Raw genomic sequence first — 16,215 nt, 5'->3', positions numbered from 1 at the left:
TGTAGATCGTGACTCAGGAAGACAAGCAGCAAACCTCCAATGACGATATTCAGGCACTGGTCGCACAGTCCGACAGCGGTGCTCGCTCTCCCAAGGGCCTGCCTGGGCGCCTTCTCTGGGGGGTTGCACTGGCCTGGGCTCTGTTTCAGCTTTGGTATGCCTCGCCACTTCCTTTTATGCTGGACTTCGGGGCCATCAATGATTCCAAGGCTCGTGCCATCCATCTGGCATTTGCCATATTTTTATCTTATACCGCTTACCCGGCGCTGAAACGTTCACCACGTTTCCACATCCCGATCCAGGACTGGATATTTGGACTCCTGGGTGCTTTCTCTGCTGCCTATCTGGTCATTTTTGAAGCGGAACTGGCCGGACGCTCGGGTGCACCGATAACCGCGGATGTGGTGGTAGCTGTTATGGGGATGCTGCTGTTGCTTGAGGCAACTCGACGCGCTCTGGGGCCACCGTTGATGGTCGTTGCGGCAGTATTTTTGACGTATACATTCGCAGGGCCTTACATGCCGGATGTGATTGCCCATAAGGGTGCAAGCCTTAACAAGGCGATGTCGCACCAGTGGTTGACTACTGAAGGGGTGTTCGGGGTTGCATTGGGCGTATCCACCAGCTTTGTGTTTCTGTTCGTGCTGTTTGGCGCTTTGCTTGAAAAGGCAGGCGCCGGCAACTACTTCACCAAGGTCTCGTTTTCTCTGTTGGGGCACATGCGAGGAGGGCCGGCAAAGGCTGCGGTGGTGTCTTCAGGGTTATCAGGCCTTATATCCGGCTCTTCCATCGCCAATGTTGTAACTACGGGTACCTTTACCATTCCATTGATGAAGCGCGTGGGGTTTCCCGCTTACAAGGCCGGGGCTGTTGAGGTTGCAGCATCTACTAACGGTCAGCTCACGCCGCCGATCATGGGGGCAGCAGCCTTCCTTATGGTTGAGTATGTGGGCATTTCCTATATTGAAGTAATTCAGCATGCCATTCTGCCGGCGTTGATCTCCTATATTGCACTGATTTATATCGTGCACCTGGAGGCGTTGAAGGCGGGCATGCAAGGTCTGCCGAAGCGTAATGATGGTGGTACCCTTGCTCAGAGGCTGGCGACCTGGGTTGGTATTGTAGTGGGCGTATGTGTTGTCTCACTTGGACTCTATTATGGTTTTGGTTGGACCAAGAGTTACATAGGCAGTGCCAGTTACTGGATTATGGCCGCAATCGTATTTGTGGCTTATCTCTGGCTGGTTCGCCACTCCGCAGCTTACCCAGATCTGAAACTGGATGATCCTGACTCAGATATAGTCGAACTCCCTGAAACAGCACCGACCGTCAAGTCGGGTCTTTATTTTCTGCTGCCGGTTTTTGTACTCGTGTGGTGCCTGACAGTGGAGCGCTTTTCTCCGGGGCTGTCCGCGTTCTGGGCAACTGTGTTCATGGTAGTGATTGTGCTTACACACAAGCCGATAAAAGCCATGTTCCGGGCCCAGGGTGCGTTTGGACAGGGGGTAAAGGAAGGCTTCTGCGATCTGCTTGATGGGCTGGTGACAGGCTCTCGAAACATGATAGGCATCGGCGTGGCAACTGCAGCGGCGGGTATTGTCGTGGGAACTGTTACGTTGACCGGAATCGGTTTGGTTATGACCGAGTTCGTTGAGTTCATTTCGGCGGGCAATATCATGCTGATGCTGCTGTTCACCGCTGTCATTAGCTTGCTGTTGGGTATGGGGCTGCCAACAACAGCAAACTATATTGTCGTATCCACATTGATGGCTCCGGTCATCGTGACCCTGGGGGCTCAGCAGGGGCTGATTGTGCCACTGATCGCCGTACACCTGTTTGTGTTCTATTTCGGAATATTGGCCGATGACACACCGCCCGTAGGGCTTGCTGCGTTTGCTGCTGCAGCGATAGCACGCTCGGACCCAATCAGAACCGGTGTTCAGGGTTTCACCTATGACATCCGCACAGCGGTTTTGCCCTTTATGTTTATTTTCAACACTGAGTTGTTGCTGATGGGTATAGAGAGCATTCCGCATCTGCTGGTCACCATTGCGACTGCGGTGATTGCCATGCTGATTTTTGCAGCTGCGACTCAAGGCTACTGGCTGGTGAAAAGCCGTTGGTATGAAACCCTGTTGCTGTTACTGATCGCATTTACACTGTTCCGTCCTGGCTTCTGGTGGGATGAAGTTTATCCACCTGTAATCAACGAACCGGCTCAGAAGATTGAATGGCTGGCAGCACAGGTTCCTGCCAATGGCCACCTGATGATTCAAGCGAGGGGAATGACAATAGATGGCGATGAAGTTACTCGACTGATTCGTCTGCCGTTAGAAGAGGGCAGTAGTGGAGCCGAGCGGCTTGAGAATGCTGGCCTGGTGCTCAATATAAATGATGACAGCGTGATTGTTGATCTGGTTGCATTTGGCAGTGCAGCGCAGGACGCAGGCTTCGACTTTGACTGGGAAATTCTGTCCATTCAGGTTGAGGCAGATCGACCGGATAAACAATGGATGTATTTACCAGCTCTCTTGCTGCTGGCTGCATTGGCATGGTTGCAGATACGTCGGAGACGGGCATCTGCACCAGAGACACAGGAGGCATGATGTTTAATAAAATACTGCTGCCGATTGATATGCAGGACCGAAATACAGCGCAGGAAGCGTTGCGTGAGGCAGCACGCTATTTGGCAGGGCCTGAGGCCGAGCTGCATGTGATGTCGGTAATGCCCGGGCTCAATATGCCAATGGTCGCCGCCTACTTTCCGGAAGATACAGTTGAGAAGGCGTTGAAGGAGCTTGAGTGTGAGCTTGCGCAATTGATCAAGGAAACCGTTCCGGAGTTGGCTCATTGCTATGAACATATCTGTGAAGGCAATGCGGCCAAGCAGATAATCAAGCAGGCAAATAAGCTGGACGTCGACCTCATCGTTATGCCCAGTCACAACTATTCGCGTATGGAAAACATACTGATCGGCTCGGTTACCTCGCGGGTGGTTGAGCGTGCGCACTGCTCGGTAATGGTGCTGCGATTAGCAAAGCAAAAAAAGTGATATCGAGGCGTTGACAGCGATCCGAATCGCTGTAGAATACGCCACCTCATCAGCGCTGACCGCGCGTTGTTTTCTCCGCCAAGGCAGTGAAAACAACCGAAAAAACGGTTGACACTGAAACGGGTTGCGGTAGAATACGCGCCTCGCTTGAGACAACAGGTTGCACCGAACGGTGCGGTTGGCCAAGCCCGCTCTTTAACAAATTGATCAGGTAATATGTGTGGGCGCTTGTCAGGATTGAGCACACAAAGCTTAATCAAGGCAAGCAACCTAACTGAATATTCATTTAGCGTTGTGTAATACCTTGAGCCGAATGAAAAGCTGCTTGCAGCTTTGAATTCACAAGATTTTAAACTGAAGAGTTTGATCATGGCTCAGATTGAACGCTGGCGGCAGGCCTAACACATGCAAGTCGAGCGGTAGCACAGAGAAGCTTGCTTCTTGGGTGACGAGCGGCGGACGGGTGAGTAACGCGTGGGAATCTACCTGGTAGTGGGGGACAACAGTCGGAAACGACTGCTAATACCGCATACGCCCTTCGGGGGAAAGTGGGGGATCTTCGGACCTCACGCTATCAGATGAGCCCGCGTCGGATTAGCTTGTTGGTGAGGTAAAGGCTCACCAAGGCGATGATCCGTAGCTGGTCTGAGAGGATGACCAGCCACACTGGGACTGAGACACGGCCCAGACTCCTACGGGAGGCAGCAGTGGGGAATATTGGACAATGGGGGCAACCCTGATCCAGCCATGCCGCGTGTGTGAAGAAGGCCTTCGGGTTGTAAAGCACTTTCAGCTGTGAGGAAAGGCGAGTGGTTAATACCCGCTTGCTGTGACGTTAACAGCAGAAGAAGGACCGGCTAACTCCGTGCCAGCAGCCGCGGTAATACGGAGGGTCCGAGCGTTAATCGGAATTACTGGGCGTAAAGCGCGCGTAGGTGGTTCAGTCAGTCAGATGTGAAAGCCCCGGGCTCAACCTGGGAACTGCACCTGATACTGCTGAGCTAGAGTACGGTAGAGGGTAGTGGAATTTCCGGTGTAGCGGTGAAATGCGTAGAGATCGGAAGGAACACCAGTGGCGAAGGCGACTACCTGGACCGATACTGACACTGAGGTGCGAAAGCGTGGGTAGCAAACAGGATTAGATACCCTGGTAGTCCACGCCGTAAACGATGTCAACTAGCCGTTGGGGGACTTGATCCTTTAGTGGCGAAGCTAACGCGATAAGTTGACCGCCTGGGGAGTACGGCCGCAAGGTTAAAACTCAAATGAATTGACGGGGGCCCGCACAAGCGGTGGAGCATGTGGTTTAATTCGAAGCAACGCGAAGAACCTTACCTACTCTTGACATCCAGAGAACTTTCCAGAGATGGATTGGTGCCTTCGGGAACTCTGAGACAGGTGCTGCATGGCTGTCGTCAGCTCGTGTTGTGAAATGTTGGGTTAAGTCCCGTAACGAGCGCAACCCTTATCCTTATTTGCCAGCGAGTAATGTCGGGAACTCTAAGGAGACTGCCGGTGACAAACCGGAGGAAGGTGGGGATGACGTCAAGTCATCATGGCCCTTACGAGTAGGGCTACACACGTGCTACAATGGCCGGTACAGAGGGCTGCAAACTCGCGAGAGCAAGCTAATCTCACAAAACCGGTCGTAGTCCGGATCGCAGTCTGCAACTCGACTGCGTGAAGTCGGAATCGCTAGTAATCGTGAATCAGAATGTCACGGTGAATACGTTCCCGGGCCTTGTACACACCGCCCGTCACACCATGGGAGTGGGTTGCACCAGAAGTAGCTAGTCTAACCTTCGGGAGGACGGTTACCACGGTGTGATTCATGACTGGGGTGAAGTCGTAACAAGGTAGCCCTAGGGGAACCTGGGGCTGGATCACCTCCTTAAACGATTGCGAAGTTCTGGCAAGCGTTCACACATATTACCTGATCGAACTGTTAAAGCTGATTGAGCTTTAAAGACTGTGCTTGTTTGAAGTACATCCTTTAAAGCTTCGGCTTTAAACGCTCTTTAACAAATTGGATCTGAAAGATTGTCTTGTATTGTTTGATACAAGCGCCAATCGGCGATAATCGTTACGAACCATTCATTTGAACAGACGCCTTCGGGTTATATGGTCAAGTGAATAAGCGTGCACGGTGGATGCCTTGGCAGTCAGAGGCGATGAAGGACGTAGTAACCTGCGATAAGGTTCGGGGAGCTGGTAAACAAGCTTTGATCCGAACATTTCCGAATGGGGAAACCCACCCGCTTGCGGGTATCTCTTAGCTGAATACATAGGCTTTGAGAGGCGAACCCGGGGAACTGAAACATCTAAGTACCCGGAGGAAAAGAAATCAACCGAGATTCCCTTAGTAGCGGCGAGCGAACGGGGACCAGCCCTTAAGCTGTGTTGTGGTTAGCAGAACGCTCTGGAAAGTGCGGCCATAGTGGGTGATAGCCCCGTATGCGAAAACCTATATGCAGTGAAATCGAGTAGGACGGGACACGTGTTATCCTGTCTGAATATGGGGGGACCATCCTCCAAGGCTAAATACTCCTGACTGACCGATAGTGAACCAGTACCGTGAGGGAAAGGCGAAAAGAACCCCTGTGAGGGGAGTGAAATAGACCCTGAAACCGTGTACGTACAAGCAGTGGGAGCCGTTTTCGGACGGTGACTGCGTACCTTTTGTATAATGGGTCAGCGACTTACTTTCAGTGGCAAGCTTAACCGTTTAGGGGAGGCGTAGGGAAACCGAGTCTTAATAGGGCGATCAGTCGCTGGGAGTAGACCCGAAACCGGGCGATCTATCCATGGGCAGGTTGAAGGTTGAGTAACATCAACTGGAGGACCGAACCGACTACCGTTGAAAAGTTAGCGGATGACCTGTGGATCGGAGTGAAAGGCTAATCAAGCCCGGAGATAGCTGGTTCTCCTCGAAAGCTATTTAGGTAGCGCCTCATGTCTCACCTTGGGGGGTAGAGCACTGTTTCGGCTAGGGGGTCATCCCGACTTACCAACCCGATGCAAACTCCGAATACCCAAGAGTGCAATCATGGGAGACACACGGCGGGTGCTAACGTCCGTCGTGGAAAGGGAAACAACCCAGACCGCCAGCTAAGGTCCCAAAGTTCTGGTTAAGTGGGAAACGATGTGGGAAGGCTCAGACAGCTAGGAGGTTGGCTTAGAAGCAGCCACCCTTTAAAGAAAGCGTAATAGCTCACTAGTCGAGTCGGCCTGCGCGGAAGATATAACGGGGCTCAAACCAGACACCGAAGCTGCGGATGCCTTAGGGCATGGTAGAGGAGCGTTCTGTAAGCCGTTGAAGCCAAAGGTGTAAACCATGGTGGAGGTATCAGAAGTGCGAATGCTGACATAAGTAACGATAAAGGGGGTGAAAAACCCCCTCGCCGGAAGACCAAGGTTTCCTATCCAATGCTAATCAGGGTAGGGTGAGTCGGCCCCTAAGGCGAGGCAGAAATGCGTAGTCGATGGGAAACAGGTTAATATTCCTGTACCGGCTGTAACTGCGACGAAGGGACGGAGAAGGCTAGGCCAGCGCGGCGATGGTTGTCCGCGTTTAAGGGTGTAGGCTGGGAGAGTAGGAAAATCCGCTCTCCCTTAAGGCTGAGACCTGATGACGAGTCTCCATGTGAGACGAAGTGGTTGATGCCATGCTTCCAGGAAAAGCTTCTAAGCTTCAGGTTACAGGCGACCGTACCCCAAACCGACACAGGTGGTCAGGTTGAGAATACCAAGGCGCTTGAGAGAACTCGGGTGAAGGAACTAGGCAAAATGGTGCCGTAACTTCGGGAGAAGGCACGCCGATGTCGGTGATGGAATTTACTTCCTAAGCTGATGTCGGTCGAAGATACCAGGTGGCTGCGACTGTTTATTAAAAACACAGCACTCTGCAAACACGAAAGTGGACGTATAGGGTGTGACGCCTGCCCGGTGCCGGAAGGTTAATTGATGGGGTTAGCTCACGCGAAGCTCTTGATCGAAGCCCCGGTAAACGGCGGCCGTAACTATAACGGTCCTAAGGTAGCGAAATTCCTTGTCGGGTAAGTTCCGACCTGCACGAATGGCGTAACGATGGCCACACTGTCTCCACCCGAGACTCAGTGAAATTGAACTCGCTGTGAAGATGCAGCGTCCCCGCGGCTAGACGGAAAGACCCCGTGAACCTTTACTATAGCTTCACAGTGGACTTTGACATTACTTGTGTAGGATAGCTGGGAGGCTTTGAAACCGGGACGCCAGTTCCGGTGGAGCCAACCTTGAAATACCAGCCTGGTACTGTTGAGGTTCTAACTCAGATCCGTTACCCGGATCGAGGACATTGTGTGGTGGGTAGTTTGACTGGGGCGGTCTCCTCCCAAAGCGTAACGGAGGAGCACGAAGGTACCCTCAGGCTGGTCGGAAATCAGCCAATGAGCGCAAGAGTAGAAGGGTGCTTGACTGCGAGACAGACACGTCGAGCAGGTGCGAAAGCAGGTTCTAGTGATCCGGTGGTTCTGTATGGAAGGGCCATCGCTCAACGGATAAAAGGTACTCCGGGGATAACAGGCTGATACCGCCCAAGAGTTCACATCGACGGCGGTGTTTGGCACCTCGATGTCGGCTCATCACATCCTGGGGCTGAAGCCGGTCCCAAGGGTATGGCTGTTCGCCATTTAAAGTGGTACGCGAGCTGGGTTTAGAACGTCGTGAGACAGTTCGGTCCCTATCTGCCGTGGGCGTTTGAGATTTGAGAAGAGTTGCTCCTAGTACGAGAGGACCGGAGTGAACGAACCTCTGGTGTTCCGGTTGTCACGCCAGTGGCATTGCCGGGTAGCTACGTTCGGACGGGATAACCGCTGAAAGCATCTAAGCGGGAAGCCCCCTTCAAGATGAGATCTCACCGGGGCCTTGAGCCCCCTGAAGAGCCGTCCGAGACCAGGACGTTGATAGGCAGGGTGTGTAAGCGTTGTAAGGCGTTGAGCTAACCTGTACTAATGGCTCGTGAGGCTTGACCATATAACGCCCAAGGCGTTTGAAATGAATGGTTCGACTGGAAACAGTCAAAATACGATTATCGGCTCGCAAGAGCACCGATTGAACGCTTGTAGCAACAACACAGACAATCAGAGCAACGTGACATATAGGCACGAGGCTCAATCAGATCCGGTTTGTACCAGTTTCGCCTGGCGACCATAGAGACGTGGAACCACCTGATCCCATACCGAACTCAGCAGTGAAACGCGTCATCGCCGATGGTAGTGTGGGGCTTCCCCATGTGAGAGTAGGTCATCGCCAGGCACTTAATACCAGAAACCCCGGTCTCGTTGAGGCCGGGGTTTTTGCGTTGGGGCTAAGCACAGGCAGGCGCCAGACAAAAGAAAGGGCCCGGCGCATTCCCTGCGGCGGGCCCTGTCACTGACTTTCCTGTCACTGAGTTTGCGAGAGCTCAGTTGTACTCAGTCTTTGATACCATATTCGGTACGATAGGCTTCAATAGCCGACAGCTCCTGTTGCATGTTGCCTTGTTCATGCAGGTACTGCACCAGATCATCAAGACTGATGATACTGATGACCGGCATGGCATAGTCACGTTCCACTTCCTGAATGGCAGATAAATCGCCTGTACCTCGCTCCTGTCGGTCCAGAGCAATCAGTGTTGCGGCAGGTGCTGCACCGGCCTGTTCAATGATTGCCATTACCTCGCGAATGGCTGTGCCAGCCGTTATTACATCGTCGATGATTAAAACACGGCCTGTAAGCGGCGCACCTACCAGGTTACCACCTTCACCATGATCCTTGGCCTCCTTGCGGTTGAATACGTAAGGGATATCGAGATCATATTCATTGGCCAGGGCCACGCAAGTGGCGGCTGCCAGAGGAATACCCTTGTAGGCAGGGCCAAGCATCACGTCGTATTCAATGCCGGCATTCTGCAGTGCTGCAGCATAGAAGCGGCCAAGCTGAGCCAAGGCAGATCCTGTATTGAACAAGCCTGCATTGAAGAAATAGGGGCTCTTACGACCTGACTTCAAGGTAAACTCGCCAAAGCGAAGAACCTCTTTTTTCAAGGCAAAGTCGATAAAATCACGTTTGTAGTCGAGCATCTTTTTTTCCGCATGCAGGTGAGTGTGGCGCTAATAATACCTGCTGGGGCTGTTCCCATCCACGAGAAGGCCTGTAGAAAAATTTCAATTTCCGGTGCGCAGCCGGTACAATTCCGCTTTGACCTTCCATCCCAGATTCGTTCGAATACGCTCACGGGGCAAAGACAGTATGCGTGTTATTACCTTCAATACTCAGGGTATTGAACAGGCAGCAGATAATGGCTTTTTTGACTGGATGGCCCAGCAGGATGCTGATGTGGTGTGTCTGCAGAATCTCAAGGCAAAAGAGTACCAGCTTGATGGTGATCGCTACCATCCGGATGGATATCATGCGTATTTTTTTGACGCTTTCGAAGATGGCTTCAGTGGTGTAGCCATCTATACACGGCATCTGCCGAAGGCGATCATGACTGGTCTTGGCTTTGAGCAGTGCGATTTCAACGGTCGCTTTATTCAGGCAGACTTTGATAAGGTCAGCGTCAGCTCGATGACCATCCCTTCCGGTCTGCGCAGTGAAGAAGCTCAGGCAGGAAAAATGGAGTATTTGGAGCTGCTCATGGGGCACCTGAAGAAAACGCTGCGAAAACGCAGAGAGTTTATCTTCGCTGGAACCTTCAATATTGCCCACAGACCAGTCGACCTGAGCAATTGGTATGTTAATCAGCGAGTTTCGGGCTTTCTCGCAGAAGAGCGGACCTGGATTGAAGAGGTCCTGGATGAGATGGGCTATGTCGATGCTTTCAGGGAGGTTAATAAAGCTGAGCGACAGTTTACATGGTGGCCCGACTATAACCGTGCCTGGTCGCTGAACGAAGGTGCGCGTTTGGATTATCAGATTACAACGGCAAACCTGCGCAAGGTTGTAAAAAATGCGCGGATTTACCGTGACCAACGGTTCTCGGAGCACGCGCCCCTGACAATCGATTACGACATCGATATCTGACAGCATCAGCCGCCGGCCGTAAAACCGGCGGCTTGCTGTTCAGCCTGCCAGTGCCTGCTTTTGCAGTTCAACCAGCTCGGAAATGCCCTTGCGAGCCAGATCCAGCATTGCGTTCAGCTCCTCCTGAGAGTAGGGGGCACCCTCTGCGGTTCCCTGCACTTCAATGAAACCGCCCGCTTCAGTCATGATGACGTTCATGTCCGTTTCCGCTGCTGAGTCTTCGGCATAGTCCAGATCCAGCACTGCTTCACCTCTGTAAATACCCACGGATACGGCAGCGATCATCTGCTTGACGGGGTTACCCTTCATGGCGCCGTTTTTGTCCTGCTTCAGTACGTTAATGGCATCCATCAGGGCCACGCAGGCTCCGGTAATTGAAGCCGTGCGCGTGCCGCCATCCGCCTGAATGACATCACAGTCTATAGTGATAGTGTTCTCGCCTAGCTTTTTAAGATCAAGCGCTGCCCTGAGGGAACGACCGATCAGGCGCTGAATTTCAATGGTACGACCTGTCTGCTTGCCGCGGGCGGCTTCGCGGTCGGAGCGAGTGTTGGTTGAGCGGGGTAGCATGCCATATTCGGCGGTAACCCAACCTGAGCCACTGCCGCGAAGGAAACGTGGAACACCGCGGTCCACAGTAGCGGTACAGATCACCTTGGTATCACCAAACTCCACCAGAACAGAACCTTCTGCGTGGCGAGTGAAATTGCGGGTGATGCGTATATCACGCATCTGGTCCGCTTGTCGGCCGCTTGGACGCATTTTGTTCAGCCCGAGGTTCTGTATCTGTTCGGAGAAGCTGGAACTCATGTTACCTACCCTTGGTCGCTGTCATGGCCCGCGCAGGACTGGCCGATGACTGTTAAAATGGATCAGGTAGCAATTCTAATAGAGATCGCCTGATTATGACACGAAGCATGACCGCCTTTACCCGCCAAGAGCAGCAACAATCTTGGGGGACCCTCATTTGGGAACTGCGATCGGTGAATCATCGCTATCTGGAGCCGCATTTCCGTTTACCGGAATCCTTGCGCGATATTGAGGGCAAACTTCGTGAACAGCTGCGTCAGCTGTTGAGTAGAGGCAAGGTAGAGTGCACGTTGCGCTTTATTCCGGAGCGTAGTACTGAGTCGATGCACATTGATCAGGTGCGTGCTCAAGAGGTCATATCAGCGTTAACCCAAGTCAGCGAGTTGATCCCAGAGTCGCAGCCGATCAACCCCATGGAGGTAATGGCTTGGCCTGGTGTGCTGCAGGAATCAACGATCGATATGTCAGAGGTCAGGGCCCAGGCAGTGCTCTTGTTTTCACAGGCGTTGAAGGATCTGGTTGTCGGACGTGAGCGTGAAGGCACTGAACTGGCCGAGCTGATTCAGCAGCGGCTTACTGCCATTGAGCAGATTACGTCGGACGTACGTACCCTGATGCCGAAGATCCTGCAGGGACAGCGTGACACTTTGCGTTCCCGGCTAACGGAGCTTAGTGCAGAGTTGGATGCTGCGCGCCTTGAGCAAGAAATTGTATTAATTGCGCAGAAGGCGGATGTGGATGAAGAGACTGACCGCTTGCAGACACATGTGCAGGAGGTCCGCCGTGTGCTAAAACAAAAAGGTCCAGTTGGACGGCGGCTGGATTTCCTGATGCAGGAGCTGAATCGGGAGGCAAATACACTGTCTTCCAAGTCGATAGTCGCGGCCACTACGCGCAGTGCGGTAGAGCTGAAGGTTCTGATCGAGCAGATGCGAGAACAGATCCAGAATATCGAATAAGCCTCAGTTGCTTTTGTCGACAGGGTGTTTGCGGTTGCGTCTGCAGCGTTCGGAGCAGTAGACCACTTCATCCCAGCAGCGCGCCCACTTGCGTCTCCAACTGAACGGGCGGTTGCAGCCACGACAGATCTTCTCAGGCAGATGCCTTTTGTGCATGTTTGCGTCCTGTCGGTTTGCCGGGGTTGCGAACATGCCGACGCAGCAGGCGGCGGGCTTCGGTCTGTACTTCGGGCCGGTTACGCCACTGCCACAAGCGCTCACGGGCAGCGGCAGCCGTGGTCTTCAGTTCAACCAGCGGGGCAGGATAATCAGTACCGATGTGCAACTGAAACATCTGCTCCTCCATAGGTGTCATTTCCCAGGGAGTGTGCAGTAGATCGTCAGGTAGTCCATTCAGTTCGGGAACCCATTGACGGATGAATACGCCGTTCGGGTCTTGCTCTTGCGACTGCAGAACCGGGTTATAGATGCGAATGGTATTGATCCCGGTAACGCCCGCCTGCATCTGGAACTGGGGGTAATGAATGCCGGGCTCGTAATCGAGAAACAGTCTGGCCAGTGGCTTCACGCCCCGTTTCCAGTCAATGTTGAGCTGGTGGCAGAGAAAGCTCACCAGCATGGCACGCATGCGGAAGTTGATGTAACCGGTTGCATGCAGACAACGCATGCACGCATCAACCAGGGGGTAGCCAGTCTGCCCATTGAACCAGGCGTTGAAATCAGCCTCGACCTGCTCATCATGTCGATAGGGAAAATCCAGATAGGCCTTGTTGACCGGACGAAACTCCATGGCGCATTCGGTTTCGAATTTCTGAATGAAATGGCAATGCCAGTGCAGACGGGAAGCCAGTGCACTCAGGCTGCGACGCCACCCGGGCGTGTGCCAGTGTGCCAGCAGCCTCTGATAGACCTGACGCAGACTCAGGTTACCGAAGGCAAGATAGGGTGAAAGGCGCGAGCACCCTGTGCGGCTGAGTGAAGGGCTTGAAATGGCTGCGACATACCCCTTGCCACGAAACTCGAAGAACTCGTTCAACCAAGCCTGTGCTGCGGACTCTCCACCGGATTGAAAAGCGGGTTCAGCCAGCAACCAGCTGTCGGGTGGCTGCCAGTGCCAGGAGGGAGGTACAGACACAGTCTGCAGCCGAGCCAGGGTCGGATCAAACACGGGGGCACGCATCACAGCTTTCCAGTGTGTGTCCCAGTTGTCGCGATTGAAGCAGCCACGCACGACCGCGTTGCTGGGAAACTCCCGCCAGTGAATGCCCTGCTCCGTGCACCAGTGCTTAAGGGTTCTGTCGCGAGAAAAGGTACTGGCATCCCCGCTTTCCTCGTGACTGAACACGTTTTGGACAGCATACCGTTGCTGCAGGCGCGCCATCACCTCGATGCACTCCCCATGCATCAGCGTGACTTCGGCCTTGCTGCATGCGGCTGCCAGCTGTCGATTCATGTCCCGGATTGATTCGTGCATGAAGCGCCAGTGACGCAGGCTCAGATGAGGGTTCTGCAGTTGAGACGGCTCAACCATAAACAGCAGCAGGGTTGGCAGACCGGCCTCAATGGCACTGAGCAGCGGAGCGTGGTCCTGCAGGCGCAGATCGCGCTTGAACCATACTACATTGATGGCCCTGCGCTCAGTCATGACGAACCCAAACAGGCCAGTCGGCGGCGTCGCGGCTGTCGAGAGCACTGCTGGCGGTTTCCGGCGCCCAGCGGCTGACATACTCCCCATCGGGGTCGAACTGTTCAGCCTGACGCGCAAGGTTGAAGTGGCGTCCGCCGCGGGGATCGGCGCCAACACCGGCAATATACTGCCAGTTGCCCCAGTTGCTGGCCACATCGTGGTCAATCAGTTGCTGCTGGAACCAGGCCGCACCGTAGCGCCAGTCGATGTTGAGCTCGTTTACCAGACAACTGGCGGCAATCTGACGCCCACGGTTGGAGATAAAGCCGGTGACGTTGAGCTCACGCATACAGGCATTGACCAGTGGCCAGGGGGGCGTGCCCTGGCAGCACCGCCTGAAACGTTCGGGATAAAAGCTGGTCAGGGGTGTCCGTGTGGCTATGCCACTGCGTGCGAACAGACGCGCCCGGTGCTTGAGTGCATACCACTGGAAATACTCGCGCCAAAGCAGTTCAAAGCTGATCCAGTAGGTTGACTCGTTGCTGCCTTGTGCCTGCTCGTAGGCTTTCAGTCGACTCAGAATGCGACGTGGCGACAGGCAGCCATTGGCTAGCCAGGGACTGAAACGGGTGCTGTTGCTCCAGCCCTGAAGCGCATTACGGGTCTGTTTGTAAATCGAGGCATGAGACTGGCTGAAATAGTGCTCCAGGTGTGCCATGGCCTCGGTACATCCGCCACGAAAGGCAGTGTCCCGCAGCTCCATAGATGGCATCAGAAGCATACCCCCGGGCAATCCATGCGGAGGGGGTGGCAATGCCGCAGGGGCGGAAACCGCGCTGGTGGGATCGGGTCCGGCTTCAAGTTGATGGCGAAAGGGTGTGAACTGGTCTGGCAGCTGTGTCAGTGTAAAGGGCAGCTGCTTCGGGCTGAACAGGGTATGACTGCAAACTAACAGAATCTCAATCTCGGTCAGGGCGGCCCGGACGCGGTTGATCTGTCGCTGTTCGTACAGGCCAACCTGTTCGCTCACCACCAGTCGTTCGGGCTTCAGTTCGCGCACCAGCCAAAGCAGTTTTTCAACCGGGTCACCCTCCAACAACAGCAGTCGCTGACCCTTGAGTGCCAATGCATGATCCAGCTGCAGCAGGCTTTGCTGGAGAAACGCTCTGCGATGCCTGCCCATGGGCAGGCTCTGATAGCGATCAGGTTGCTGCCATTGGTTGTCCAGACAATAAACACATACAAGCTCCGTACTGTCCTCAACGGCCTTGAGCAATGCCGGGTTGTCGTCCAGTCGCAGATCCTGGGTTATCCAGTAAAGTGTAAGGCTCACTGTATGTTCTCCATCCAAAGCCTTGTTCTGTACGAAATGGCACCCAAGTCAGATCCGATACAATGAGGAACGAAACGAAAATTGTGAAAATTACGCCATTGTTCGATGGAATTTTATTTCTTTAAAAAGAACGCAATTAGGTTTTTTGTTGTTTTTTAGTTAAGTTTTTGCCGATTTTTCGCGGTTTTTTGGGTGGGGGTATGGGCCTCTCAACAGAGGGGGCCTGTTTTTGCGTTAAGATGCTTAGATGTGCTAAGTATTTAAAAAGGAACTATTCTGTAACGGGAGCGGCGGTGCCTCGAACCCATAATCTGGCCGAGCACTCGTTTTGCGAACCCTGGATTGGAGACCAAAATCATGCACAAGCTCAAGACACTGGTAGGCGCCTGTACGGTGGCTCTGGCAACACTCGGAACGGCCGCTACAGCTCAGGCGGCAACTTGGCGATACGCTTTCGAGGAGGCCATTACCGATGTACAGGGTGTCTATGCCACCAAGTTCAAGGAGCATATCGAAGCCAACTCCGACCACAATATCCAGCTGTTTCCCTACGGTACGTTGGGGGAGTCTGCCGATACCATGGAACAGGCCCAGGCAGGACTGCTGCAGTTTGTTGATCAGTCTCCGGGTTTTACCGGCTCTCTGATTCCCGAAGCTCAAGTGTTCTTCATTCCCTATCTGTTGCCGGAAACTCATGAAGCACTGGACAGTTTTTTCCGCAACAGCAAGGCGATCAATGAAGACTTCAAGGAAATCTATGCACAGCATGGCCTTGAATTGCTGAAAATGTTTCCCGAAGGTGAAGTGGTCATTACCACTCAGGAACCGTTTGAAAAGCCAGCTGACCTTAACGGCGTCAAAATCCGTGTCATGACCAACCCGCTGTTGGTGGAGTCCTACAAGGCATTCGGTGCAACGCCCACTCCACTGGCCTGGGGTGAGGTGTATGGCGGATTGCAGACCAACATCATCCAAGGACAGGAAAACCCCTTGTTCTGGGTTGAGTCAGCCAAGATGTATGAAGTCAGTGACGTGATTACCTTTACAGGCCATAACAACTTCACCACTGCCGTGATGGCCAACAAGCGCTTCTTTGATGGACTGCCAGAGGCTGATCAAGCCCTGATACATGAAGCGATGGACGTGGCGTTCGACCATATCATGGAGTACCAGAAGGGGCTCAGTGAACGGTCACTGGAGAAAATTCTTGAGCAGAAGCCCGAGATTGAGGTCGTGCGCCTGACAGAGGAGCAGCGCGCGCCTTTCCGTGCCGCAGCCAAAGAGGTTGAAGCCAAATACATCGAAATGACAGGCGACAGCGGCAAGGCCTTGCTGGAGCAGTTCAAGCAGGATCTGGAAGCGGCAACCGCTGAATAACCGTGATGAACAAGGG

General features: G+C 53.5%; 10 protein-coding genes and 3 rRNA genes. 8 read left to right on the top strand and 5 right to left on the bottom strand.

Going from position 1 to position 16,215, the window contains the following annotated elements:
- Window positions 1-8: 8 nt before the first annotated feature.
- The 5 genes from ACAM29_RS14255 to rrf all read left to right on the top strand — a co-directional run bounded on the left by ACAM29_RS14255 (window position 9) and on the right by rrf (window position 8,344).
- Window positions 9-2,606, top strand: coding sequence for a TRAP transporter permease (locus tag ACAM29_RS14255; RefSeq protein ID WP_369624507.1), 2,598 nt, complete (start codon window positions 9-11; stop codon window positions 2,604-2,606).
- Window positions 2,606-3,052, top strand: a complete 447-nt coding sequence (locus ACAM29_RS14250; protein ID WP_175527709.1) for a universal stress protein — start codon at window positions 2,606-2,608, stop codon at window positions 3,050-3,052. The genes ACAM29_RS14255 and ACAM29_RS14250 overlap by 1 nt, the downstream gene beginning before the upstream one ends.
- Before the next feature lie 351 nt (window positions 3,053-3,403).
- Window positions 3,404-4,946: ribosomal RNA gene (locus ACAM29_RS14245) — 16S ribosomal RNA — on the top strand.
- A gap of 229 nt (window positions 4,947-5,175) precedes the next feature.
- Window positions 5,176-8,062, top strand: a 23S ribosomal RNA gene (locus tag ACAM29_RS14240).
- A gap of 166 nt (window positions 8,063-8,228) precedes the next feature.
- Window positions 8,229-8,344: ribosomal RNA gene (gene rrf / locus ACAM29_RS14235) — 5S ribosomal RNA — on the top strand.
- The 16S, 23S and 5S rRNA genes sit together here, the layout of an rRNA operon.
- Before the next feature lie 158 nt (window positions 8,345-8,502).
- Here the strand turns inward: rrf and pyrE are convergent.
- Window positions 8,503-9,150 (bottom strand): orotate phosphoribosyltransferase, encoded by a 648-nt coding sequence (pyrE, locus tag ACAM29_RS14230; protein ID WP_369624506.1) that lies wholly within the window; start codon window positions 9,148-9,150, stop codon window positions 8,503-8,505.
- A 169-nt stretch (window positions 9,151-9,319) separates the two neighbouring features.
- On the opposite strand from pyrE, the gene ACAM29_RS14225 reads away from it, so the two are divergent.
- Complete coding sequence (locus tag ACAM29_RS14225; RefSeq protein ID WP_091826237.1) at window positions 9,320-10,093, top strand: exodeoxyribonuclease III; 774 nt, start codon at window positions 9,320-9,322, stop codon at window positions 10,091-10,093.
- 39 nt (window positions 10,094-10,132) lie between these two features.
- On the opposite strand, the gene rph is transcribed toward ACAM29_RS14225, so the two are convergent.
- The gene (rph, locus tag ACAM29_RS14220) at window positions 10,133-10,903 is read right to left on the bottom strand and encodes a ribonuclease PH (protein ID WP_354469640.1); all 771 of its coding nucleotides are present in this window, start codon (window positions 10,901-10,903) and stop codon (window positions 10,133-10,135) included.
- A 95-nt stretch (window positions 10,904-10,998) separates the two neighbouring features.
- On the opposite strand from rph, the gene ACAM29_RS14215 reads away from it, so the two are divergent.
- Window positions 10,999-11,862 carry a YicC/YloC family endoribonuclease gene (locus tag ACAM29_RS14215; protein ID WP_369624505.1) on the top strand — a complete coding sequence of 288 codons (864 nt, stop codon included), beginning with the start codon at window positions 10,999-11,001 and terminating at the stop codon, window positions 11,860-11,862.
- Between the two features lie 3 nt (window positions 11,863-11,865).
- Here ACAM29_RS14215 and ACAM29_RS14210 read toward each other — a convergent pair whose 3' ends face one another.
- From ACAM29_RS14210 to ACAM29_RS14200, 3 genes are read right to left on the bottom strand one after another with little or no spacing between them, the layout of a single operon-like run.
- Window positions 11,866-12,018 carry a DUF2256 domain-containing protein gene (locus tag ACAM29_RS14210; RefSeq protein ID WP_206837978.1) on the bottom strand — a complete coding sequence of 51 codons (153 nt, stop codon included), beginning with the start codon at window positions 12,016-12,018 and terminating at the stop codon, window positions 11,866-11,868.
- Window positions 11,996-13,507, bottom strand: coding sequence for a deoxyribodipyrimidine photo-lyase/cryptochrome family protein (locus tag ACAM29_RS14205; RefSeq protein ID WP_369624504.1), 1,512 nt, complete (start codon window positions 13,505-13,507; stop codon window positions 11,996-11,998). Before ACAM29_RS14205 ends, ACAM29_RS14210 begins: the two co-directional genes overlap by 23 nt.
- Window positions 13,500-14,822, bottom strand: coding sequence for a DASH family cryptochrome (locus ACAM29_RS14200; protein ID WP_369624503.1), 1,323 nt, complete (start codon window positions 14,820-14,822; stop codon window positions 13,500-13,502). The genes ACAM29_RS14205 and ACAM29_RS14200 overlap by 8 nt, the downstream gene beginning before the upstream one ends.
- 357 nt (window positions 14,823-15,179) lie before the next feature.
- On the opposite strand from ACAM29_RS14200, the gene dctP reads away from it, so the two are divergent.
- Window positions 15,180-16,199 (top strand): TRAP transporter substrate-binding protein DctP, encoded by a 1,020-nt coding sequence (gene dctP, locus ACAM29_RS14195; protein WP_354409440.1) that lies wholly within the window; start codon window positions 15,180-15,182, stop codon window positions 16,197-16,199.
- Window positions 16,200-16,215: the final 16 nt, after the last annotated feature.

The organism is Marinobacterium sp. BA1 (assembly GCF_041155135.1).
Classification (GTDB): Bacteria; Pseudomonadota; Gammaproteobacteria; order Pseudomonadales; family Balneatricaceae; genus Marinobacterium; species Marinobacterium iners.
Note: the sequence above shows the minus strand (reverse complement) of the source record. Positions and strands in the feature narration are given on the sequence as shown.